We start from the raw sequence: 24,661 nt of genomic DNA, 5'->3' as shown, positions 1-24,661 counted from the left end.
ATTAAAAAAATTACTTATTTGACATCTTCAAATTCAGAAACAGGTTTGTTCACTTCAACTTTTGTTCCACCGAATTTTTCGCTTACAAACTTTTGAACTTTAGGTAAGTGGTAAAGTTCACCAAGTTTGGTATAGATCGGATCATTCTTCTTCGCTTCAGCCACACCTAACAAATTCACATAAAGCTTTGTAGACTGGTCAATAGGTTCACGGAAGATAGAATCTTTCATTACATTTAAGCCCCCCTCAAGTGCCAATGTATTACCCAATACAATTGCATCTACATCGTCTTTAACACGGACTGCTGTAGTCATTTGAATTGGTTTTAATTGCAAATTTTTAGGGTTCTCAGCAATATCATTAGTCGTCCCTTTTACAGGATCAAAGTTCGGCTTAAGTTTAATCAGATTTGCAGATTGCAATAAAGTTAATGCACGTGCTTCATTAGCAGTATCGTTTGGAATCGCGATGGTCGCACCTTGTGGGAACTCTTCAACAGATTTAACTTTATTTGCATAAATACCCATTGGCTCTAGGTAGGTTGTCGCGACAGCAGCAACTTTGGCCTTATTTGAAGCATTATAAGCTGCCAAATAGTTAAAGGACTGGAACGCATTTACATCTTGTTCACCATTTGCGACTGATGTATTAAGCACAACATAGTCAGTCAGATTGGTCACTTCGAGTTTAATACCAGCTTCTTTAGTTTCAGGAAGCGTCGCAACATATTTCCACACGTCAGTATCCGAACCTGTTGAAACCAGTTTAATTGTTCGAACTACCTCAGTTTTGTTCTCAGCTGTATTTTCAGTTTGCGCAGGTTGTTTACTACATGCAGACAGTGTGAGAACAGATGCGCCGAACAGGACACTAAATAATTTTTTCATAAATACATCCTAAAATAGGAAATGCTTACTCTACAAAAGAAAGACATTCCCAACCATTGGGTCAAAATGCAATATTTGGCTGGAAATAATTTCCAGATATATAAGGGTTTAGAAACCTGAATTCAGCCTTATTTTTTCCTTGATCTTGCTTGCTGAACAATAGAATCACGTTTTGAATCAGTCTCTAAATATTGGATCATCATATATCAATAAGTGAATATTCTACAAATAACTTGTTCGATTTTGATATATAGACGTGCTCTTGGTAAGGCACTGATAATAAAAAACATATTATATAAATAAAATAGTTTTGATTAAAATATGTACTTATTTGATTTATATGAAATTTTCAGGATTTGTTAGCAATATTTAAGCTAACTATGACGCTAATTTAATGTTCACACAAGGCTGTAAGAAATCCTATTATAAATAATCAATGTGAAAAGAAGTGATTAAACAGCTATGAGAGGAGATTTACCTTTCATGGGCTAATAAACCGTAAAAATATTTAGAGAATTGAGCAGATGCATATAACAAAAAATTTCAAGCTATTGCTCAACAAGCATTTGTTATATGTAAGTATGAGGTTCTATAAGGTTTATATATAGAAAAATATAGCTAGGATGCAATAGATTATTATACAAAATCATATCTGATAAGAATTATAAAATAAAGCGTAAACTTTTTTATTAAAGTTTTTAATACATTATACAGCTTAATAATTATTATTTTCATATAATTAATCAACAAAATGTATTGTTTAATATAAATAAGATACCTCCTATTTTCATAGGGGGTATCTTATTTATTAAAGCTAATATCAAAAAATTCAACCATAACTTCCTAAACTCATAGAAAGTTTAGTTTAAGAGCATGAAAATTTTATATTACTCTCGCTAATCTTCACAATTCATTAATACACATTTTCCATCTATTTTTGCTACTAAGCTTATTGGTTTTGATGAGTCCCCTCCGTCTAAAGACAACTCTACAAACAAATCTTTATTTTCAAAAGATTGAAGTTCTAATATTAATTGTTGGATTGTTTTCCCATTTGAAATCCAGTTTGTCTTGCTTAAATCATTTTTACCCATAAGAGTTAGTCTCCAATCCTGTTTAAATTTATATCATAAGTACCTAAACGTGTCTCACGAGAGGCCAACTTTTCTACAGATTTTGCCATTTTCCATGCTCCCCCATTATGTCCATCAATATCTGGAGTAATATAATATTTACCTTTTTTATAAACTGCTTGACCGTGAGAAAATTCATTTGTTTTCTGAAATCCTAATTTTTTGGCTGCCTTTGTAGCTGCTTGCGTAGTTTCAAATATACAATTTGCATTATGTACCCATACATTCGCACCACCTGCAAAATAAGTATGATAGCCCTCAACCTCAAGGTTATAAGTCGTTTCTACTCGATCTGTTTCTGTAATAGAAACAACTTTATGAATCTGATTATTCGCATCTAGAAGTTGGTCACCTTCTTTCAGATCAATACTATCTACCCACTTCTTATCAACCACCCAGAATGGATGATCATCAGAAACTTCAATAATATTTTCTTGACCAAGACTATTAATTGTCTTCAATAAGTAAATACGTCTGTTCGGTATTACAAATACCCGCTTCACTGGTTTATAAGCAATCTCACCAGTTTCTTCATGACGGGCAAGAACCAAATCACCTTCTTTAATCTCTACAATTCGCTTATAACCATCTTTTGTTAGAACGGGTGTATCATTATCAAAACAACCACAGGGATTGCTCTTTAGCATTCGTCCTAAGCCTTTTAGTCCCATTGCCGGAGCTTTAACAACTGGGAATACATCCTTAATTCCATTTCTAAAACTTAGATCTAATGCATAACCAACTCCTTCTAAATCATCTCCCAATTCATAGGCTAGCCACGCCCGTCGAGCTGCTTTATCATTATCAGAACCATAAGCACCCGTACTTAATTTTGCCGAGATGTCCTGAGGCATATCAAAATAGGTAAGGTAATCAGAAAGTTCAATTTTTTTGAAGAAATGAGCCTCTAATGCCATTACATCTATATAGCGAGACTCTCCAAATGGCCCCGGTAACTCAACAGTATTTAAAGATAATTGACCATCATTATAGATATAGTTTAATGAATAATTACTTTTTCCGGTTAGCCCAACATAGGGTTGAACAACATTCGTGTTGGTATAATACGACCCCGTAGTATTCGGACCATATGTTACGCCAACTGTAGCTCCACAATTTCCCTGACTACCAGAACAATTATTTAGCCATTTATCATTCACTGTTACTAGAGCATCTTTAAGAAAGCCTGTAAAACTCTTCCATTTTTTCGAAAGCCAGCTATAACCACTCGGGTCTAGCAACGTTCCCGGATTATTATGTACATAGCTATAACGGTTATAACCCTGTAAATTATCCGCTCCATCAATGGTCGGGTCCGCACTGGTAAATCGTCCGACCTGCGGGTCATATACTCGCCCATTCATATGCACCAGACCAATACTGTCCAGCATCTCATGCGAGGTGAAACCATGGCTGTCTTTGGTTCCCTTCAGCACAGTAGTTGCCACTGTTCCATCCGCATTGCGGCGCTTGCCCCACGGGTCATAGCTCAAACGTTCAACTACCGCTCCTGTAGCATCTGTAATCACCTCAATTGAGGTCAAATGATCACTGTGGAAATAACGGTAAGGTCCTGTTTTACTCACCGCAGCCTTGGCACTGTTCGGGGCAACACCTGCCTGAGCAGTTAAGCCCAGATCTGCGGTCGGTGGCGTTCCCTTATCCTTGCTGACATAGCTGCCCAGTACATCACCACCTGCATATAAATAGTGGGTGTATTCAGCTGTGCCATCCGGTAAATAGCTCTTCTCGAATGTCCCGCCCGTATCAATCCTCGGGTTGATATATAACGTTGTTGTGGTTTTCCCGTTCTCTACACTGGTACGTCTTACTCGCTCATGATTGGCATCATACATAAAGCTTTCTGTCGTCGTCCCCTGCTTGATCTGCAAAGGCATATTAAAGCTTGTCCAACTATAACTGCGGTTATTACCACTTAACAGGTTTCCATTCGCATCGTAACTGAAAGCCGTGTTCAGACCACCGGTCGTTGAACTGATCGTACACACCTTGTGTACACCACAACTCGTCCCGCCTGTTGCATAGTTATATGTTCCCGTATCGCTCTTGGCCGTCAGGTTGCCTATCGCATCATAACTCGCAGTAACTTTGCCACCGTTCTGGTTAACAACACTGGTCAGGCGGTTAATGTTATCATAGCTAAATGTTTCATTCACCGAGATACCCGCCAGGTTCTGGTTCCGGTTGGTCAGGTTGCCTAGTGCATCAAAGCTGTAGGTGTTTTGCTGAACCTTCGCATCACCGGTACTAATTGACTCAATGAACCCTGTGTCTGCCTTATAGGCTCTTTTCGTCACCAGACCATTACCCAGAGTCTCCTCAGTAACATTACCTCTTGCATCCCGTGCATCTGCTGACCAATAGAGCTGCGTGCCCGCAAGGTTTCTGACTTCTTTTAAATAACCGTTGGTGTCGTAAATATTTCGGTAGCCAAATCCTGTTGGGTAAGCAAATGCCAGCATACGTCCGGCATTGTCATAGTTCCACTTGGTGATAAAGTCCGGATCTGTCGTCCCTTGGGCAATTGGGTCAATCTTTTTACTGGTCGTGGTTTGGATTTGTCGACCATAACTGTCATAGCTATAGCTTTCGCTAAAGCCATTTGTACTACTGACCTGAGCCAGTTGTCCCTTACCCTTGGTTGCACTATCCCATGTCCATGTCGAGGTCAGGTCCGGCTCGGTTCGTTTAATCAAGCGGCCTAAACTGTCATACTGGAAAGTCGTCTGCTGTCCTTTACCATCCTGCTGCCATACCGGTTGTCCCAATACGTTATAACGATACTTCCAGGTTCCCAGTTCCGGATCAACCTGTTGCAGTTTATTCCCGTTTTTATCGAGTGTTAGGCTAATGCTGTTCCCGGATGCATCTGTCGTCTGGGTAATTCGCCCTAATGCATCTCGGCTGTATTTAAGGGATTTATTATCATGATCAACAATTTCAACCACTTCATTGGCGATATTGCTTTTCTCTGTACGCTTTAGGTTCTTGGCATTGGTCATTGTGGTTTGCAAGCCACTGCGCGTATAGCTGGTGACCCGGTTACCCGGCTCTGTCAATTTACTCACACGTCCAAGCGCATCATATTCATAGGTTGTCCATTGCAGGTTTGCATAGGCGACATTGCTCAAGCTTGGGCTACTGCTTCGATACAGACGGCCAGATGCGGTATATTCATTACGCACTACAATATTATTGACATTGTCATAGGCTTTGGTCAGCGTCCGCTTAACGTTGCCATTAGCATCTTTATAGGTAATGACTGGTGCATTTAATGTTGAAGTCGAGGTGATCTTATAGTTTTCACCCTTTTCACATTCACTGCTATTACTTCCCACCTCAACAAAGGTCTTACATAACTGATAGCTTATATCCGTCTGCACACCACTGGCTGATTTAGTTTGAATCACACGGCCAAGGGCATCAATTTTCTGGGTACTTACAACCCCGTTGATATCTGTGGAAGTCAGAAGTTGTCCTGTAACCGCATCATAGGTTGCGGTCGACTGCTGCGATAATGCATTGGTCTCTTTGGTCTTGAATACACCAGCCGGATAACCTGTTCCTGCCTCATAGGCTGAGCTGACCGTACGCGTTGCTCCCGTATCCGTTCCATTACCCGTACCACTTACACTGACTTTGGTGACATTGCCATAGGCATCATAGCTATAATCGGTCTGTAGCTTTAACGCTGCGTCATCCGGTTCATCAATCTTTTTAATGACTTGTCGTTTGGTATCATATTCATAACTGGTTTTTGTTTGAATCGGGGTTTGACCCGTACGTGAAGCTGTCATCACCCGATCTTTGATCAGGCCCGGAATCCAGTTGGTCTTGTCAGCTGTTCCATACGTGGGTTTAACTGTCGTGGTAAATACACTTGTACCATCTGCACTGCTTGTGGTTACCGTTGAATCGGTTAAATTACCAAATACATTTTCGTAGTTATTGGCTGTCACTGTCTTGGAAACCAGTGTACCCAGTTCATAATTCTCAACTGTAGATTTCTTAATTCGTGGGAATTTAACCTTGGTGGTTGGGTATGCACTGTCACTTACAAAGTCTGCATCAGCAACTGTCATTTTGGAAACCAGAGTATCAAATCCTCCAGATGCCCCATTAAGCGCTGCTTTAGTTACAATAGCTTTCTGCATTCCGATATATGGATAGTTTTGATTATAAGTTGTTTCTACTTTTAAATTTTGTTGCCCCTGTTTAATCTGGGTTATACTCTCAAAACCTAAATTTCTGCCATTTTTGACATCAATTTTGGGAGAAGAATAAAGAAATTCGTTTATTTCAGAAATATTTCCTTCTCCCCAGCCGTAATTTAAAGTATTTACTACAAGCATTGGCTTAGTAAAGCTACGGATAGGGAATGTATTTTTATTGAGTAATTCTGTAGTAGTAAAAATATTTGAATAACTAATACCTGTTTTATTACTATCCCCATGACTAACTAATGTTAATAAATCTTTTGGCTCTGCTCGTGCACTCTGAGGCTCAATATTTGCCTTAAAAGAATAAAGATAACCTGTAGCTGACTTTGTAGCATATACATTAAACGCAAGTGTCGGATTACCATCAGAATTATAATCTAAATTAGGTTCAGCAAAAAAATTTAATTTAAAGCTACCAGAATCTTTAGAATCTAGATTTAGTTTAAGTGGCACACCCAATGATGTGTAAAGCTTGATTTTATTGGGATCACTAGCATAACTCCATTGATCCAACAAATAATTATAACTTTTAAATTTATTATCTGGTTCCTGAATAAATCCAACAAAATATATTTTTTCACCTTGATCAGCATAACGATAATAATCTAACAAACCATCTTGATTATAATCTCCAAAAAAAGCGGACGATTCAGCCCACTTCCCTACCCACAAACTAGTCCAATCTAGAGTATTTATAAAAAAAGGTTCAGTTTTAATTAAATTTTTAACATCAAAAGTTCCATCTCCCTTACTTAAAATAGGAACCAGCTCATCCCAAAATTTAGTTGACTCGCTATTTACTGCATTAACACCATCACGGACTACATTAACTCTAACAAGATCATCATAACCATCCTGGTTATAATCAACCACTACAACCTCATTATGAACCCATTTAGTACCAATATTATTTTCTTTTGTGTATATAACAGTAGAGTTACAGCTTTGCGAGTCATTATTTAAATAAGTATTTTTACCAATTATCGAGAAAGAACAAATACGCTCTTCGCCTGAGCCGTTACTATTATTATGAACAATTAAACCTGTTAAAACTTCGTTAGAATTGAAATGCCCGATAACTAAACGTGCTGGATAGTTTGGCGACCGAATATTATTAATATATCTAAGACTATCCCAACTAACACTACTTCTAAACAGCTCAGACTTATTACCAGCAATATCTACCTTTAAAACATAAAAACTTAATTTATTATTTATAATATCATTGTAAGTAAATAAAAAATCATCTATTCCATCACTATCCCCATCTATTACCAAATGTTGACTTAATGGCATATCAACTTGGTAAATATTTGCAATTTCTTTATAAAATTTAAATTGTCGATTACCTTCACTATCAAAAAAAGAAATAAACTCCAATAATGATATATTATTATCTTTATCTCTCCCATATACAATTAGATCATCAATTTCATCATTATCAACATCTTTTACTATTGGTTGCCATTCAACAAACTTATTAAAACTATCATGAGTTAAATTTAGTTCTCTTTTAGAGGAACTTAATCCATTAATAATTTGATAAATTTTTACTAAAATATTTGTATTACTGTTTTTCATTAATACAAATAAATTTTGTTCTCTTGAATTTTTCTTTGAGTTTAATCTAATAAATTTCCTAACATCACCATCGGACAAACTCATTGCACTTGATAGAACTGGTTCAGAGATATTACTTTTATCGTATGAACTCCAGGTAAATTCACTAGGCTTAACACATGACTTTTCATTTGTCTGAATTGAACAAAAATTTACATCCTTTAATCTAACTCTAGATATTTGTTTATTTTCTTTTACACCCACCTCCTCATAGTTTAGATTATATTCATTTTTAACTTCTCCATTTACACTTAAAGAAATTTTTGATAATTTTTTATCTAAAATAATTGTACTACCATCAAAATAGCTAACTTTTTTTTCATATTCAGTACGGTCAACATAATCAAAAGTTACTAAATTATAAGGCTTTAACCCATTTGAGTTACCTGTATATTTAATATATTTTGGATATAAAATATCTGTCTTTTTTAAATCAAGATATTCAACTGTCCAATAATTACCCTGAATATCAGACTGTTTAGTTAAACCCCATATATAAGGTAAACTTCCCCCAGAAATCTTGTCAACATATTGACCCGAAGAATTTTTTTCATTGATTGTTATTATTTTTTCATATTCTCTAATTACACCATTTTTTTGTGTTACTACAAATTTTTCAACACTTCCGCTTTGGTTAGTTTTTAGGGTTACTCTAGAAAAATCATCATTTTCCAATCGAAATTCGGGTTGAGCTACAGTTTGCCCATTTGTTAAAATTAGTCTCTTACCATCTAAACAAAAATCTGAAAACTCAAATGCTTTTGCATTCGCTCCTAACAAGCTCATTTCATAATTTACAATTTCTGTAGTTGTTTTTTTTCGCGCTACCTCATTATCTAATCCCTGACAACGACTAATCACAGAAAGTCCAGTTATTGACCACCCCACTCCCAAACTACCCTCTTGTTTATGCCCACTATAATCAAGAGAAAGGTTTGGGATAAAGTTGTGAAGAGAGTTTGGCAATGAAATAGGAATTGAATAATTTAAACCTCCAGATGAGTCGACATCCGCTTGACCACTCATACTTCCAGCAATCTCGACTTCCGCAGCTATCGCTTGGTTAATCAAAAAAATAGATACAAAAAGCAACTTAATTTTCATTTTTAATACATCATTCACATTATTTTTGCAAAAAATATAATAAAAACAAAATAAAAACAACAACTTTGTTTATCTTATCAAAATTTAAATAAATCAAGAAAAATTCTAATTTTCTTCTAAATTTAAATTCATAGTAACGAAAAAGACATGCAAAAATTTTAATCCTATAACTTTTTGAAGTATCTTTTAAAAAACAAATTAAAATTAATTTCTAACAAGTCTGATCCATAATATTATCAATTGATTTATCTAATATTTTTAATACAAGATATTTCATGTCTTCTTGAGAATATTTAAGGAAAATTTAAAAATATATAATTGAAAATAATTTTATTGCAATTAAAAAAGTTACTACATCCAGCGATATTATTAAATTAATATTTCCATAAATTTTTAATTTTTTGTAAGTTAAACGTCAAAATAAATTATCAAAAAATATTTTAATGTTCTGTATTTTCTAATTTTCATCTGATAGAATATTAGAGGTATAGCATAAAAAAGCCCCTATTTCTACAGAGGCTTTTTTCAATTCAACACTTAATTATTTTATAAACCCAAGGCACAGCTAGTGAACCAGTCCAAGCAGATTTAGCAGGAATATTTTCACCTTTCCTAACTAATGTTAATGGCCCTAACACTACATGATGGCGAACATTGGCGTTATATAAAATAATACTACGTAAATTTACAATTATATCATTTCCAATATTCACTTGAGAGCCAATAATCACGCCATCTTCAACAGTTAATAAAGATGGCATACGAATATGAACTGAATTAATGTTGACATCATGTCAATTTTTTGTGCCCAATGCTTTTAAATAGAGGTTAAGTAAAGTTAAAGACAATAGATAATCTGGTGAAATATTCCTAATACGGTCTGCTAACCATCAATGTAAATACATCATTCCCCAAAGTTGATAACGTCCTGCACCAATGCCCAGTATTAATAATCGTTTCACCGTAATTGAAAGTACAAAACTACTAATAATAACGCTGATATAAACCAATAGAGACAACGCGTTCGCATATGGAATGCTGTCTCGGGTTCCACCTGTAAAATAGTGATAGGTAAAGAATGGTGCCAACCATTGCAAAATATTAACCAAAATTAAAACTGGAATGGTCACAAACTACGCAATACCACATAACCATTTATAAGTTTGATTACGCGGGTTGTCTTGTCCAATCTGGCTATCAAATAATGTTGGTTCTGGCTGTTCCAACATTAAAGCAGCAATTGCCCCCACTCTTCTCGCTTGATATAAGCTTTGAATTGTAAGATGGCTATATTCTTGATGTTCACACAGGTTTGAAATTAAAACGGCTGCTAACAGCGAATGCCCACCTAAATCATCAAACAAATCCGAATCTAGTTTAATCGGCATGTTCGGAAACAGGCGGTTCAAAATTTCAAATAAAATCTCTTCGGCTGGATTTTGCGGCTGATCAGATTCACTGCGGTCAATCACACTAGTAAGCAGTCTTACTTTTAACGCCTTACGATCAATTTTCCAGATAATAAATGCGGTACTTCTTCAATAATCTCAAAACGATTCAGCACCATATAAGGTGGTAACCGTTGAGCTAGAGTATGTCGAAGTTGCTTAATTTCTATCGGTTGTTTGGCATCAAGATCGCAAAGTGCTACTTCAATTTCACCGAGTTCAACACGAAAACCACGGATTTTCATCTGATCATCAGCACGCCCTAAATAGTGGACTGGATTCATCAATTTTGTCAAATCACCAGTACGGTAAAGCAACTCTTCATCTACAGTCATTGCCCAAGGGTTTTCAATAAACTTATCAGCCGTTAAATTAGTTCTGCCTAAATAGCCTGGTGTCACAATCGGACCGAAAATATACAGCTCACCTGTTTCATCTTGAGGCAGTAATTCTCCTTCAGCGTTAATGATTAACATGCCATAGTTTAGTAAAGGTTTACCAATCGTGATTAGTTTGCCACGTTCTAACGACTCAAGAGTCGTAGTGACCGTAGTCTCAGTTGGACCATAAGTGTTAAATATTTGATGGTGATGTAACTCCCAAAGGTCAACCAGTAAATCAGTACACATTTCCCCACCTAAGTTAATAATTCTTAAGTTAGGTACATCTTCAGGAAATAAAGCCGGTAATATTGGAACTGCGTGTAAAACAGTAATTTGTTGCTTCTTTAATGTTTGGTGTAACCGCTCAAGATCACTCACTAAAGTTTTAGGAGCAATCCATAAAGTTGCCCTTACCAAATAAGACAGCCAAATTTCTTCAAACCACATATCAAAAGCGACTGAAAAGCCTTGATAAACTTTGTCCTGCCCTTGAATACCTAAAATGATATTTGTCACTTCTTGCGTAGTGACAAATATTTTTCTGGATAATCACAATACCCTTCGGCCTTCCAGTCGAGCCTGAAGTATAAATAATATAAGCAGGTTGATCTGGTATGGTTTTCGGTAAGCTTACTTCCTTAATAAATGGCTGTTGCAGCTCAGTGTTTGCCCATTTGGTTTGCGGCACTTCCGCTAAATATTCATACTATTCATCTGTAGTAATCATGCCTAATGCTTCAGCATCTGCAAGACAAACCGCTATACAGCCAGTAGGCGTATCCCTATCAAAAGGAAACCATGCTGCGCCACTCAAACAAATTGCCAATTGTGCTTTTAAAAGTTCAATACCCCTCAGCAGCCATAACACAACAATATTCCCTGCTTTCCCCCATTTAAAGTCAATTGTTGCACCATTACTAAAGCTGACTGATATAATTCTCCATAACTCCGCGTTTTACTTGCTTCAATTAAAGCTGTTTTATCTGAGAAATTTTGAGTAGTTTGAATAAAAATATCGGCGAGTACTTCATCTTGCAAAAATTCGGCGTGAAATTTACCACGAATAATATTTTTCGAACTGGTTACAAATTGGTTCATTTTTTATAACTCACTTTAATTTTTGATTTAGCTAAAATAAAGTTATATTTGAGTTTTTCTGACCTATTAAAGAAATCAATTGCTATGTAATAAATTAAAGAGCTGAAGTTAAATGAAGATTAAAGTTTTTATTTTAAGAATGGAAAGTGAACTATTAAATGAGAAGAACTATCGATTTTATTACTTATAAATCAAAATAAGATAACAATAAGGAAAAATATAGGCATATATTTTTATAAAAATTAAATAGCGTTATTCAAAATTCATATACAACAAATTACTCATTATTCAGGGCTACTTCACGAACTAGGGCAAGGAAGGCTTTCAAACCTGCAGATTGATTACGTCTTCCTGAATAATATAAACAAAGTCCAGACATACAAGGCATCCAATCCTCTAACACGGAAACAAGTTGACCTGACTCAATTTCATCGCGAACATCCTGTTCCATAAAGTATCCTAGGCCAATGCTCTCTAATACTGCAGCTCTTGATAAGCTTGCTTCATCAAGGGTTATCGGTCCTTGCACATCAATTTGAATAATTTCTCCATTTTTTTCAAATTTCCAGCGGAATAGTGCACCATCAGGTAGACGTACTCGAATACATTTATGTCTAAAAAGATCTGTTGGTATTTGTGGCTTCCCATAACACTTAAAATATTCAGGTGAACCAACAACCACATATTTCTGAAGTTTACCAAGGGACACCGCAATCATATCACTTGGAACAAGATGTGCGACCCGAATGCCTAAATCAAAACCATCAGCAATAATGTCAACAAGTTTACCCTCAGTGACCAAATCAATATTCATTTCTGGGTAACGTCGAAGAAATTCAATAATCACAGGAGAAATAATTTCTCTCGCTGCAAATGCAGCCGCATTGATTCTTAATGTACCTGACGGCGATTCTCTCTGTGAACGTACAATATCCAACGCGCTATGAATATTCTGAAGTGCAGGCCCCACTTGTTCCACAAAAAGTCTGCCAGCCTCTGTCAATGAGACATTACGTGTTGTCCGATTAAACAGGCGGACACCCAGATTGCCCTCTAACTTTCCGATTGCATGACTTAATGCGGTTGTTGACATACCGAGTTCGATCGCAGCTCCACGAAAAGTTCCGCGCTTGGCGATTGCCATTACTGCTTTTAGATCATTTAAATTTGCTCGTTCCATTATCCTGATTTATTCAACTAAACATCCCATTTTATACGGATTGTTAGGACAATCGTCAAATTATAAAATTTAAGACATCGATTAGGATCATTCAAAAAGAGAGACTCATGAAAGATATACCAGAAGTGGTTAGCGCATACTTTGATGCTGATCAAGCGAACGACGTAGACGCTTTGAACCATATTTTTTCTGAATCTGCCATTGTTGAAGACGATGGCAGTCTATACAGAGGAATTGTGGAAATTCGTACATGGTTGCTGGCAATGAAAGAAAAATACCAGTACTCACTTGAAATTATTGATGTTTCTAATACGGGTCATATCAGCACGGTTTTAACACAAGGGAGTGGCAACTTTCCAAATAGCCCTGTGAAACTTAAGTTTCAGTTCACACTCGAAAATGGCAAAGTTGTTAAATTGAGGATTTATTAATGGAAGATTTTATTACTTTAAAAGGAAAACGTGCCTTAATCACTGCCGGTACAAAAGGTACTGGCGCTGCCACAGTTCAATTATTCCATGAACTCGGCGCAACAGTACTAACCACTGCTAGAACTCAACCAGATTATTTACCGAATAATGTACATTTTGTTTCTGCTGATCTCACAACTCGAGAAGGTTGTGAGGCTGTTGTCCAAGCAGTACAAGAGTTATTAGGTGGTGTAGATATCATTGTACACATGCTTGGTGGATCATCTGCACCAGCGGGAGGATTTGCAGCATTGACCGATGAAGAATGGTACAAAGAGCTTCACCTAAATCTGATGCCTGCAATACGTATTGATCGTGAATTAATTCCCGATATGATTCAGCAAAGCCAAGGTGTAGTAATCCACGTTACGTCTATACAACGCTCACTTCCTTTACCTGAAGCCACGACAGCTTATGCTGCTACAAAAGCAGCACTAGCGACTTATAGTAAAAGCCTGTCAAAAGAAATATCCCCCAAAGGTATTCGGGTTGTTCAAGTCTCGCCAGGATGGATTGAAACAGAGGCGTCTATTGCTCTTGCAGAGCGACTGGCTTTACAAGCTGGCACAGATTATGAAGGTGGTAAACAGATAGTTATGGATTCAATCGGAGGAATTCCTATGGGACGACCAGCTAAACCAGATGAAATAGCAAATCTTATCGCATTTTTGGCATCATCCCGTGCATCTGCAATTACAGGTACTGAATATGTGATTGATGGTGGAACAATTCCTACTGTTTAATAGTTATGTTGAATCACGCCATATTATATTTTTTCTTCACTTGAACAGTTTAAAATTACAGGTAAAAAAAAGCCCTTGTCATTAACAAGGGCCTTTTAAGAATTTTGGCGGAAGCGGTGAGATTCGAACTCACGGAGGACTCACACCCTCGTCGGTTTTCAAGACCGGTGCATTAAACCGCTCTGCCACGCTTCCAACGAGCGCTATAATATAAATAAAAATTGAAGTTGGCAAATCTTTTATTTAATTTTTAATTCAACCGCTCAAAATAAACACAAATCCGTTTAAATTTCTGAGTTTTCTGTCTTTTCATAGCGAATTGTATTGATATACCACAGCTTTTTCCCAGATGGCGTGTGTACTTCAATCTCATCATCAACTTCTTTGCCGAGCAATGCACGAGCCATAGGCGACTCAATCGAGATATGTTGAGGGTGATGATCATAAATTTCATCAATTCCTACAATACGTAAAGTTTTTTGCTCACCTTCTTCGTTTTCAATCTCAACCCAAGCGCCAAAGTAAACTTTGCCGTCTTGCTCAGGAGAGTAATCAACAATTTTTAATTCTTCTAAGCGTTTTCCTAAATAACGTACACGTCGATCAATTTTTCGAAGGAGCTGCTTATTATATTGATAATCCGCATTTTCACTGCGGTCACCTAAGCTTGCAGCCCAGTTTACTTTTTTGGTGATTTCCGGTCGTTCTTCATGCCAAAGTTGTTTTAATTCAGCAACTAATTTGTCATGCCCTGACCGAGTGATTAAGTTAGATTTCATGATAAAAAACCACTGTTCAACAACATATCGCTTACAAGATGTAGCATTTTATACCCTATTTTCTCACATCAGAAGTGTATAAATTTTCTTCCTTAAGAAATTCATGTGTTTATGATGATATATCGAAGTTTTAATTGTACAAAATTTGACATTACTTTTTTTCAATATTATGATGCGCGCAGTTTAAATGTTGAGCATTTTTTAACCCACTCGAAAACTATGTAGATTTTCTACAAAGTTTGTTTTTTTCATTTCATGTCATTTTGAATGACGTCATGACTGCCCACCCCTTATTGAATTTATCAACTTTTAGAAGTTATGGCAGCTTTTTGTCTGACTTTTAGGGCATAAATTATCTGTAGCGGAGACAACATGCACAGTAATTCAAGTTCTGGGTCGAGGCTTTGCCTTAACTCTTTATTTTCTTCTCTCCCGTTAAAAGCTCTTGCACTCAGTACTATACTTCTCCCATTTCATAGTCTTAATGCAGGAAAAACCCTACAGTACAATACTGTAGTTAACACAAACACTTTAACTGTTGTTGCGGTAGAAAGCCCGACAACCGTTTTCAAAGAAGATCAGTTTTTACACGGTTTTGGTTACGATTTAGCACGTAACTATGCACAGAACCTAAATGTAAAGCTGGACTTTAAAATCGTGGCAGACAATGCCACTGCACTTAGATGGGTTCAGCAAGGTAAAGCAAACTTTGCGATGACTACAGCAGGTTTAAGCACAATCGAAAACAAAGGTTTAATGTCGTTTTCTGCAAGTTGTGGTGACACAGCAAATTTGCAAAAAAATGGCTTAAATCCTGAGTTAAGTTGGGTATTTAAACAGGCTGATGACCCACTCACACAGACCGCCAGCGGCTTTGTATGCCAAAGTAAGCAAAATGGTGTGACCCAACAACTTGCCTCTTTTTATAACCGCAATGTGGTGAAACCAGAAGCATGGTCAACCATTCAACGTGACTTAAGCACACGTTTACCGATTTACAAAGCGAGCTTTAAGCAAAGCGCAGCGAAGTATGATCTAGATTGGCATTTACTTGCTGCAATTGGTTATCAAGAATCATATTTAAAGCCAGAATCTGTTTCTCCCACAGGTGTTCGCGGCTTAATGATGCTAACCAATAGCACTGCTCGAGCAATGGGTGTAAGCAATCGTAGCGATCCTGCTCAGAGTATTCAGGGCGGCGCGAAGTATTACGATCTGATGCTAACCGAATTTGATAATATTCCGTTCCCTGATCGGAACTGGTATGCGCTTGTGGCCTATAACATGGGACCAGGTGCGGTAAGTCAGATTCAGAAGCGCTTGCAATCTCAAGGGAAAGATCCGAACAAATGGGTCAACCTCTATGACTATTTGCAAAGTAATAAAACGCGAAATGGTCGATATAAGCAAGCAGTTCAATATGTCACTCGTATCCGTGCTTATCTTGAGCATATCAAAACGGCGCAAACACGAATCAATATCTAATTTTTATTTTTAAAAGTTGATAAATTCATTGTTTGTACAAATAAAAAGCTTACCTCTTTGGGTAAGCTTTTTATATGAATTCTTTTAAGTTTAAGCAGTATGCTCTAATACTTTCTTAAACAAATCTTTTTGTTCTTGGCTTGGCTTAGCTGTTTGTAAAGCCATTAATTGAGACATGTCGCCTTGAACTTTAATTTTACCAGTCATGAATGCCTGCATAGCAGCAGCCATATCAAACTCTAAGAATACTTTACGTAAAGTCTCAGCATCCATATTTAAAGTTGTTTTGGCATTTGAAGACAAACCTTTTTGGATTTTACCCCCATCTAAAGCTAATTCGGTATTTCCAGAAGCATCTGTCACTACTAAATTAATTGCCAAGTTCGCAAGAGCGGGCGGCAAATTAAGATCACCTGCTTCAGCAGTTAATTTTTCGACAGTCGCAAACCAATCTTCAGTTAAAAATGCAGGCATGATTCTTCCTCAAATTTATTTGTTCAATTTCTCTGGTTGTCTATCCAGACAACATCATGTGAAGCAATTCTGCTTGTGGGTTGTTATAGCATGTAATTTAAATTTTAGGCTATGACTTTTTGTACGGAACATTCATTTTTTAGTATTTTGATACATTAAAGGCACTTGTTTATAAAGTGCCTTTAACATTCTTTATGCTAGCGTTTATTCAGCAGCGAAGCTTAAGTTCACGACATCTAAACGGTTCTTAAGCTCTTCCGGATCTTTAATATCCAACTCGCGCTGAGAATCTAGAGCCTCGAAATCAAACAATTCGCGGTCTGCTAACTGAGACGGAGATACGTTTTGTAATGCCCCGAAAATGCTGTGTAAGCGCTTCGGATATTGTTTATCCCATTCACGTAGCATTTCATTAAGCATGGCACGCTGTAGGTTTTCCTGCGAACCACAAAGGTTACATGGAATGATTGGGAACTGACGAATCTCGGCATATTTAATAATGTCTTTTTCTTCAACATATGCCAAAGGACGAATCAAAATGTTCTTTTTATCTGACGATAAAAGCTTTGGAGGCATCGCCTTTAAGCTACCGCCATGGAACAAATTCAAGAAGAACGTTGCAATGATGTCATCACGGTGGTGACCTAAAGCAACTTTAGTGGCACCAATTTCTTGTGCAAAGCCATATAAAGAACCACGGCGTAAACGTGAACATACTGCACAGTAGGTTTTACCTTCCGGCGTTAAGCGTTTAGTAATGGTATAGGTGTCTTTTTCTAAAATGTAATATGGAATGTTGTTCTCTTCCATATAACGAGGCAAAACATCTTCAGGAAAGCCTGGTTGTTTTTGGTCGAGGTTAACCGCAACCACCTCAAAATTAATCGGTGCGATACGCTTAAACTGCAACAAAATATCGAGCAAGGTATAACTGTCTTTACCACCAGACACACACACCATGACCTTATCGCCATCTTCAATCATATTGAAGTCACGAATAGCATGCCCAACTTGACGGCGAAGCTTCTTGAGCAAACGGTAATAGGCCGAGCTTGTTGGAAGTTCAGGCTTAAAATTAAATCCCTGATTGGACTCAACTGGCGCGTACATAGACGAGATATACCCATAAATAAAAATACCGCGCAATTTTATATGATTCAGAAGAGAATCGCATCAAAAGAATAGTTTCAATTCTTGAAGTCGTCACATTGCTCGTGCATGATGCAAAACATATGCTCTATTTTGACTGAAGCGTTCAAAATTTGTGCAAAATGCTTACTTTTTGGACTTTTCCACAGTTTTCCACAAAACCTGTGGATAAAATTGTGGATTTCTTCGTACTTGACAAACTGTTTTGGCCTTCTGTTAAGGGTTTTCTTTAAATTGATCATTTTTTAACCAATGTTTTTTGTTATTAATAATCAATAAGTTAACCATGTCAATAGAATCATTTTAAAAAAATTTTTTAATTTTTTTTGATGAGCATTCGAACAAATCAGCTTGATTTTTTGAAAGAGTCGAAATAAAAAAAATTACACAAATCTTCTTTAAGTAATATTTTTTGATAAACTCTTTTGCAAGTTTTGAGTACCTAAAAATTGTGAATAACATAAAATGAAAAATTCGGTTCAATTTCTTGTTTCTTGTTTGCTGGGGATGACCACTTTTACGGTCGGCACAACTTCGAGTTCAGCGGGTCAAATGTATATTTACCAAGATAAAAACGGTAGTACATTGCTCACCAACCGAAAAAGCTATGACCACTCTCTTAAAAAAGTAAAAGTGACCTATTACCCTGATAGTAATATTCATAGTTATACAAACTGGGGAGCATCAGAAGCTTCTGTTCTGCCAAGCTACAATAAAAATAAGAACGCTTTCGACCACATTATTAGACAAGCTGCACAACAACATGGTGTTTCAGAAGGTCTAATTAAAGCCGTTATGCACACCGAGTCAGGATTTAACGTAAGAGCTCGTTCGCCAGTAGGTGCTCAAGGGTTAATGCAGCTCATGCCTGCGACTGCCCGTCGTTTTAATGTCTCTAACGCTTATGATCCGCAACAAAATATTTTTGCAGGCGCTAAATATTTAAGCTGGTTACTCAAGCGTTTTAATGGAAACACGCAAATGGCGCTTGCGGCTTACAATGCCGGTGAAGGTAATGTCGACAAATATGGCGGTATTCCCCCTTTCCGTGAAACACAAGATTATGTGCGCCGTGTAACAAGTCGATACCAAAACCTATATGCATCGGGTTCAGGTTTTTCATCTTTTACTAATGCTTCAGTACAAACCGTTTCACATCCTTCTAATTTGGCAGAAAACACAACAGCTCAAATCACGACTCAATCACCTAAATATTCATCTTCTCGTCAAATCGTGACTTTATCTGACGGTACCTATACCGATGCACCAACGGGCACTTATGTCACCAATAATGCCACCGCAATTGCCCATATACGAATTGAATAAACAGTAAAGAAGAACTGTGGCTCGCAGTTCTATTTAGTTTAGATGTTTTAAATTGTAATGATCTATTACCTGATCTTTACCATTTTGACGAATTTAGCCAATTATTCTTTAAATTTAGGTACATTCTGCTACGTGAAAGAATGTATCAATTCCTTATTTTTTTCTTGAATTTTTCCCCCAAGCCCCGCATATTAGCTTCATGATTTCGAATTTGTAAATCAGATAACATTTTATTTATAAGAGGATTTTCTCAATGATGCGGATTGGTTTGTTTTTGCTTACCAACCTCGCGGTACTGGTTGTAGCTGGCATTATTTTGTCACTCTTCGGTGTCGGTAGTTACCATGGCGCGGGTGGCTTGAATCTAGGCAACCTTTTAGTGATCTGTTTTGTGTTTGGTATGGTGGGATCTTTAATCTCGTTATTCATGTCAAAATGGATGGCTAAGAAAACGACCGGTACAGAACTGATCGACCCGAATGCTCCTCGTAACCAAGCTGAAAGCTGGTTATTGCAAACAGTCGCTGAACTTTCTCAACGTGCTGGTATCAACATGCCAGAGGTTGGTATTTTTCCATCATATCAATCCAATGCCTTTGCAACAGGCTGGAACAAAAATGATGCCTTAGTTGCCGTTTCCACCGGCTTACTTGAGCGTATGAACAAAGATGAGCTACGTGCTGTGCTTGCGCACGAGATTGGTCACGTTGCGAATGGTGACATGGTCACCCTAGCGCTCATCCAAGGTGTTGTGAACGCCTTTGTTATGTTCTTTGCTCGTGTCGTTGGTGACTTTATTGACCGTAATGTTTTTGGTCGTCAAGACGATGAAGCCCCAGGTATGGGTTACTTCATTATTACCATGGTATTGGATATCGTCTTTGGTATTCTCGCATCTGCCATTGTGATGTGGTTCTCTCGTTATCGTGAATACCGTGCTGATGAAGCAGGTGCACGTTTAGCAGGTAAACAAGCAATGATTTCTGCATTATTACGTCTACAAGCTGAGACTGAAATGCCAGATCAAATGCCAAAAGAAATGAAAGCCTTCGCAATTGCGGAAGGTAAAGAACAAGGTTTCAGCTTAGCTGCTTTGTTCCAAACCCACCCAACAATTGAACAACGTGTGGCAGCTTTACATCAATTAGATTGCCCATAAAACGTTTAATGTAAAAATAAAGCCTCCAAATGGAGGCTTTATTTTTTATTACATGGTTTGATAGAGACTCCAAAGATAGCTTGCCCCCCACCAAACAGCTAATCCAATTAAAAGCAGTACAAGCGCACCTACTAAATCGGGAATATGCAACCATAACCAACTGACAATAGGATTTCGCCAGAAAGCTGAATGCTGCTGCTTCTTTTCGAGTTTTTCATGTAAGTACGGATGAACGACATGAATATCACTCTGAATCGCATATTCTTCCCGTATATGCGTATGAACTACATCTAGTGCTTTTCGACTTGGTCTTATAAAAATATCAAAAATAGTCCCAGCCACTGGAACAAATCCGACTACAGCATCTACAACTGCTAGTTTGATGACTGGAGTCAACTTATGTTGAGGCACACCAATTTGTTTGGCTTTATAGATGGCATAACAGGTCAATGCGAAACCAGCGACATCACCTGCAATTGGAATCGTACTCAGCGCAGCATCGGCACCAATACCTTGCTTTGTAAAAGGAATGCGAACTGCACTGTCCATCATGGTTGCAAACTTGGCCAGATCTCGTTCTAGTGCGATGACCTGTTGCTCTGTTAATTTTTTTTCTTGAGGCATTTAAATCAAATATATGAAGAGTAGTTAATCTTAATATACTTGATTTGATGCCCTTTTTTAAATTGTTTACTTTTAACTAGTAGTTTTCGATCTAAACAGCGAACGCAGTAATACGTACATAACTGGAATAAAGAACAGAACCAGTACTGTACCGAACATAACGCCCCCTAAAATACTAATACCGATTTCTTGACGGCTTACAGCCCCTGCGCCTTGTGCAAAGACCAAAGGAATCACACCTGCACCAAAAGCCAAAGAAGTCATTAAAATCGGTCTTAAACGTAAGCTCGCGCCTTCTAAAGCTGCTTCAATTGCACTCTTACCTTTTTCTTGCGCCAAGGCAGCAAACTCAACAATTAAAATTGCGTTTTTACAAGACAATCCAATTGTAGTTAACAGTGCAATTTGGAAATACACATCATTTGGGAGACCAAAAATATAAGAGAAAATGACACTTCCTCCGACACCTAGCGGAATAGAGGTCATCACAGCTGCAGGAATGCTTAAGCTTTCATAGAGTGCAGCTAAACATAAGAAGATAAAGCCTGCCGAGATTAAATATAACCAGACGGCCTGATTTGTCGACTTTTGCTCTTCAAAAGATAAACCTGTCCATGCCAAGCCAACGTCTTTTTGCTGATTTACGAGTTGTTCAACATCTTTCATTGCCTGACCTGAACTACTACCACTTGCAACATCTGCTTGAAGCTGTAAGGCACTATAACCCATATAACGTTTTACAATTTCAGGAGCGCCGCCCCAACTGAAGTTAGCAAATGAGCTAAAAGGTACCATTTCATTTTGGTTATTACGTACAGACCAATTATATAAATCTTCCGGTTTTGATCTGAACTGGGCATCACCTTGAATCATGACACGCTTGATACGACCACGGTCAATAAAGTCATTTACATACGTTCCACCCCACGCACTCGACAAAGTGTTGTTAATCGCGGGTAGCTCTAATCCATTTGCTAATGCTTGTTTCTGGTTAATTTTGATATTGAGGTTTGCTTTACTGTTAGTAGATTGCTTATCAAAGTTTTCAAAACTTGAATAGCTTTTACTCTGTGTTTGCAACTGACGGAAGGTGTTATCTAGAAAATCTTGCCCTTGACCATTTAAATCTTGAATCCATAAATCCAGACCATCTGTTTGGCCCAAACCATTAACTGAAGCAGGTAATGTCACATTAATTTGTGCATTACTAAATTGACTAAAATATTTCATCGCACGCTTTTGTATAGCGTCAGCCGAATTTTCCTTTCCAGTACGCACATCCCAAGGTTTTAAGGCAATAAATCCTTGAGCCAAGTTCTGGCCTGTACCAGAATAATTTCGACCATAGCGGATCAAAACCAAATCCACATTCTTATCTTCTTGAGTTAAGAAATATTGACGGACTTGTTCTCCAATTTTCTGACTTTGCGATATTGGAGCACTATCAACAAGCTTAATTTGAACACTTAAAATGCCTTGGTCTTCTTTAGGAATAAATCCACTTTTTAAACCACTATAGAACAGTGCAAAAACTGCAATCAAAGCCACAAAAATCACGATAACCGATTTACTGTACCGAATGCTTGTCTGGACGATTTTTATATATTGATTTTTAAGTTGATCAATTTTTTTATTAAACCAAACTGCCCAGCGCATAGGCTCTGGATTGGGTTTTAAAATTAAGGCACATAAAGCGGGTGTTAAGACTAATGCTACCACGAGTGATAACGCCATAGCAGCAACTAAAGTAATGGAAAACTGACGGTAAATCACGCCAATTGAACCACCTAAAAATGACATTGGAATAAAAACAGCAGTTAAAACCAATGTAATTCCGACTAAGGCACCACTAATTTCTCCCATCGACTCAATGGCTGCTTCTTTTGGCGTTAAATGCTGTTCATGCATGAGCCGCTCAACATTCTCAACGACCACAATCGCATCATCTACTAGCAAACCAATGGCGAGCACCAATGCAAACAGCGTTAACGTGTTAATACTAAAACCGAGTACATATAAAACAGCAAAAGTTCCTAAAATAACAACAGGAACGGTAATACTTGGAATGAGTGTAGCGCGCCAGCTTTGCAAGAACAGGAACATCACCAAAATAACTAAAATAATGGCTTCAATAAGGGTCTTTACAACTTCTTTAATCGACTCTTGAACAAACGGCGTATTATCTCGTGGATAAACAATTTTATAGCCAGCAGGTAGCTTAGTTGTAAGCTGATCTAGAGTTTGATGGATGAGTTTAGAGGTCTGAATCGCATTTGCACCAGAAGATAGTGAAATGCCTAAACCAGCAGCCGGATAACCATTAATGGTGTTAAAAGACTGATAATTTTCTGCACCTAACTCGACTCTAGCAATATCTTTTAAGTAGACATAGCTCGCTGTTTGATTTGCTTTCACTACAATATTTTTAAAATCTTCCACTGTTTTTAGTCGAGATCCTGCGGTGACTTTCGTATTTAAATATTGTCCATCAATAACAGGTAAATCACCGATTGCACCTGCGGCAACTTGTGTATTTTGAGCAGTAATTGCATTCGCTACATCACTTGGCATTAAATTATATTGTTTTAATTTCTCTGGATTTAGCCAAATTCGCATCGCATATTGCGAACCGAAAACATCAGACTCACCCACCCCTTCAATACGGTTCAGGTCATCTACCACATGCGTAGTTAAATAGTCCGATAGCTCAATATTGCCCGATTTACCAGTTGAGTCATATAAGCCTACCACCATAAAAGTATCGCCGAGTGACTTACTCACGGTCACCCCTTGGCGTTGTACTTCATCGGGTAAACGTCTTATGACACCACTAATACTATTTTGTACTTGGACCTGTGCTGTATCTGGATTTGTGCCATTATCAAAACTAATGGTAATTCGGCTACGTCCTGATGAATCACTGGTAGAGCTGAAATAAAGTAAATTATCAATACCTTGTATTTGTTGTTCTAAAATCTGAGTAACACTTTGCTCAACCGTTTGTGCATCCGCACCGCTATAACTTGCCGAGACTGTAATTTTAGGAGGGGCAATATCAGGATAGCGCTCTACGGGTAAATTCAGCACCGAGAAAATACCAAATGCCATAACAATAATTGCGAGTACACTGGCAAAAATGGGACGCTGAATAAAAAATTTAGATAGCATGGCTGCTCAGAATTAGGTCGTCAATTAACAGATGGCAATACCAAATTTGCCCTCTTGATCATCAACGAGCGATATAAAAAAGACAAGTAGAATTAACACAATAAATGCAATTAGAACAAAAACAAAGCAAGAACTGGCATTTCCTACAAACCCATAAACAAGGTTTTAATAAGTGTCACTGAAAATTCAT

At 37.4% G+C, this 24,661-nt stretch carries 13 protein-coding genes, 1 tRNA gene and 2 pseudogenes; 5 read left to right on the top strand and 11 right to left on the bottom strand.

Going from position 1 to position 24,661, the window contains the following annotated elements; all coding sequences use genetic code 11:
• Positions 1–14 precede the first annotated feature (14 nt).
• From ACYU0V_RS04320 to ACYU0V_RS04300, 5 genes and pseudogenes are all read right to left on the bottom strand, one after another.
• A complete protein-coding gene (locus ACYU0V_RS04320; RefSeq protein ID WP_347746635.1) occupies positions 15–887 on the bottom strand; it encodes a MetQ/NlpA family ABC transporter substrate-binding protein in 873 nt (290 codons plus the stop codon).
• Positions 888–1,783: 896 nt separating this feature from the next.
• Positions 1,784–1,981: a hypothetical protein gene (locus ACYU0V_RS04315; protein ID WP_045125872.1), complete on the bottom strand. Its 198-nt coding sequence runs from the start codon at positions 1,979–1,981 to the stop codon at positions 1,784–1,786.
• A 5-nt stretch (positions 1,982–1,986) separates the two neighbouring features.
• Entirely contained in the window at positions 1,987–9,003 is a 7,017-nt protein-coding gene (locus tag ACYU0V_RS04310; RefSeq protein ID WP_461849179.1) for a toxin C-terminal domain-containing protein, read from the bottom strand.
• Between the two features lie 599 nt (positions 9,004–9,602).
• A pseudogene (locus ACYU0V_RS04305) lies at positions 9,603–11,914 on the bottom strand (non-ribosomal peptide synthetase); the annotation flags it as partial.
• A 277-nt stretch (positions 11,915–12,191) separates the two neighbouring features.
• Positions 12,192–13,094, bottom strand: a complete 903-nt coding sequence (locus ACYU0V_RS04300; protein WP_347745595.1) for a LysR family transcriptional regulator — start codon at positions 13,092–13,094, stop codon at positions 12,192–12,194.
• A 107-nt stretch (positions 13,095–13,201) separates the two neighbouring features.
• On the opposite strand from ACYU0V_RS04300, the gene ACYU0V_RS04295 reads away from it, so the two are divergent.
• A complete protein-coding gene (locus ACYU0V_RS04295) occupies positions 13,202–13,525 on the top strand; it encodes a nuclear transport factor 2 family protein (protein ID WP_461849176.1) in 324 nt (107 codons plus the stop codon).
• Positions 13,525–14,307 carry an SDR family oxidoreductase gene (locus tag ACYU0V_RS04290; RefSeq protein ID WP_461849174.1) on the top strand — a complete coding sequence of 261 codons (783 nt, stop codon included), beginning with the start codon at positions 13,525–13,527 and terminating at the stop codon, positions 14,305–14,307. The genes ACYU0V_RS04295 and ACYU0V_RS04290 overlap by 1 nt, the downstream gene beginning before the upstream one ends.
• Before the next feature lie 105 nt (positions 14,308–14,412).
• On the opposite strand, the gene ACYU0V_RS04285 is transcribed toward ACYU0V_RS04290, so the two are convergent.
• Positions 14,413–14,502: transfer RNA gene (locus tag ACYU0V_RS04285), tRNA-Ser, on the bottom strand.
• Between the two features lie 89 nt (positions 14,503–14,591).
• Entirely contained in the window at positions 14,592–15,086 is a 495-nt protein-coding gene (greB, locus tag ACYU0V_RS04280; protein WP_002118865.1) for a transcription elongation factor GreB, read from the bottom strand.
• A 372-nt stretch (positions 15,087–15,458) separates the two neighbouring features.
• Here greB and ACYU0V_RS04275 point away from each other — a divergent pair, with 372 nt between their 5' ends.
• Positions 15,459–16,571, top strand: coding sequence for an MltF family protein (locus ACYU0V_RS04275; RefSeq protein ID WP_032057444.1), 1,113 nt, complete (start codon positions 15,459–15,461; stop codon positions 16,569–16,571).
• 90 nt (positions 16,572–16,661) lie between these two features.
• On the opposite strand, the gene ACYU0V_RS04270 is transcribed toward ACYU0V_RS04275, so the two are convergent.
• Positions 16,662–17,045, bottom strand: a complete 384-nt coding sequence (locus ACYU0V_RS04270; protein WP_002118641.1) for an SCP2 sterol-binding domain-containing protein — start codon at positions 17,043–17,045, stop codon at positions 16,662–16,664.
• Between the two features lie 204 nt (positions 17,046–17,249).
• On the bottom strand, positions 17,250–18,155 hold the full coding sequence (ttcA, locus tag ACYU0V_RS04265) for a tRNA 2-thiocytidine(32) synthetase TtcA (RefSeq protein WP_002118895.1): 906 nt from the start codon (positions 18,153–18,155) through the stop codon (positions 17,250–17,252).
• 504 nt (positions 18,156–18,659) lie between these two features.
• Here ttcA and ACYU0V_RS04260 point away from each other — a divergent pair.
• Both ACYU0V_RS04260 and htpX read left to right on the top strand, forming a co-directional pair.
• Positions 18,660–19,335, top strand: a pseudogene (locus tag ACYU0V_RS04260) (lytic transglycosylase domain-containing protein); the annotation flags it as partial.
• Positions 19,336–19,773: 438 nt separating this feature from the next.
• Positions 19,774–20,679 carry a protease HtpX gene (gene htpX / locus ACYU0V_RS04255; RefSeq protein ID WP_017399628.1) on the top strand — a complete coding sequence of 302 codons (906 nt, stop codon included), beginning with the start codon at positions 19,774–19,776 and terminating at the stop codon, positions 20,677–20,679.
• A gap of 48 nt (positions 20,680–20,727) precedes the next feature.
• On the opposite strand, the gene ACYU0V_RS04250 is transcribed toward htpX, so the two are convergent.
• Together ACYU0V_RS04250 and ACYU0V_RS04245 are read right to left on the bottom strand one after the other, a co-directional pair.
• Positions 20,728–21,303, bottom strand: coding sequence for a DUF4112 domain-containing protein (locus ACYU0V_RS04250; RefSeq protein WP_017480518.1), 576 nt, complete (start codon positions 21,301–21,303; stop codon positions 20,728–20,730).
• 72 nt (positions 21,304–21,375) lie between these two features.
• Positions 21,376–24,471, bottom strand: coding sequence for a multidrug efflux RND transporter permease subunit (locus ACYU0V_RS04245; RefSeq protein ID WP_461849170.1), 3,096 nt, complete (start codon positions 24,469–24,471; stop codon positions 21,376–21,378).
• Positions 24,472–24,661: the final 190 nt, after the last annotated feature.

This window comes from Acinetobacter sp. X9, from assembly GCF_054889255.1.
This window is presented reverse-complemented; position numbering and strand designations above follow the sequence as displayed.

Bases quoted from the DNA above. Each gene is read 5' to 3' on its own strand.
- ACYU0V_RS04315 (WP_045125872.1), bottom strand. From the start codon at position 1,981: ATGGGTAAAAATGATTTAAGCAAGACAAACTGGATTTCAAATGGGAAA.
- ACYU0V_RS04270 (WP_002118641.1), bottom strand. From the start codon at position 17,045: ATGCCTGCATTTTTAACTGAAGATTGGTTTGCGACTGTCGAAAAATTA.
- ACYU0V_RS04300 (WP_347745595.1), bottom strand. From the start codon at position 13,094: ATGGAACGAGCAAATTTAAATGATCTAAAAGCAGTAATGGCAATCGCC.
- ACYU0V_RS04245 (WP_461849170.1), bottom strand. From the start codon at position 24,471: ATGCTATCTAAATTTTTTATTCAGCGTCCCATTTTTGCCAGTGTACTC.
- htpX (WP_017399628.1), top strand. From the start codon at position 19,774: ATGATGCGGATTGGTTTGTTTTTGCTTACCAACCTCGCGGTACTGGTT.
- greB (WP_002118865.1), bottom strand. From the start codon at position 15,086: ATGAAATCTAACTTAATCACTCGGTCAGGGCATGACAAATTAGTTGCT.
- ACYU0V_RS04250 (WP_017480518.1), bottom strand. From the start codon at position 21,303: ATGCCTCAAGAAAAAAAATTAACAGAGCAACAGGTCATCGCACTAGAA.
- ttcA (WP_002118895.1), bottom strand. From the start codon at position 18,155: ATGTACGCGCCAGTTGAGTCCAATCAGGGATTTAATTTTAAGCCTGAA.
- ACYU0V_RS04290 (WP_461849174.1), top strand. From the start codon at position 13,525: ATGGAAGATTTTATTACTTTAAAAGGAAAACGTGCCTTAATCACTGCC.
- ACYU0V_RS04320 (WP_347746635.1), bottom strand. From the start codon at position 887: ATGAAAAAATTATTTAGTGTCCTGTTCGGCGCATCTGTTCTCACACTG.
- ACYU0V_RS04275 (WP_032057444.1), top strand. From the start codon at position 15,459: ATGCACAGTAATTCAAGTTCTGGGTCGAGGCTTTGCCTTAACTCTTTA.
- ACYU0V_RS04295 (WP_461849176.1), top strand. From the start codon at position 13,202: ATGAAAGATATACCAGAAGTGGTTAGCGCATACTTTGATGCTGATCAA.